This window comes from Stenotrophomonas sp. SrG (assembly GCF_050031795.1).
Taxonomy (GTDB): Bacteria; Pseudomonadota; Gammaproteobacteria; order Xanthomonadales; family Xanthomonadaceae; genus Stenotrophomonas; species Stenotrophomonas rhizophila_A.
The window spans coordinates 1-258 of the sequence record NZ_JBNBBE010000427.1 but is presented as its reverse complement, the minus strand read 5'-3'; the positions used below and the strand labels follow the sequence as shown (position 1 = coordinate 258).

The following is a 258-nucleotide window of genomic DNA, read 5'->3' as shown; positions in this document are numbered from 1 at the left end:
GCAAGGGTTTCAACCAGGCCGTGGCCGCCCGCCGTGCCGGCGCCCCGACCACGTTCCAGTGCGCCCTCGGCGATGACGCCGGCGGCGCCATGGCCCGCGGCCTGGCCGAACAGGACGGCTTCGCCCAGAGCGCCGAAGCCAGCACCGAGCCCACCGGCACCGGCGGCATCTCCGTCGACAGCCGCGGCCGCAACACCATCGTGATCGGCCCCGGCGCCAACGCCGCGCTCAGCCCCGCCTACATCGACCAGCAGCGCG

At 75.6% G+C, this 258-nt stretch carries 1 protein-coding gene; it reads left to right on the top strand.

The genetic code is table 11. The features are described 5' to 3' along the window. Positions 1–258: PfkB family carbohydrate kinase (locus tag ACQG3P_RS20340; protein ID WP_426806054.1), on the top strand; the 258-nt coding region annotated here is incomplete at both ends.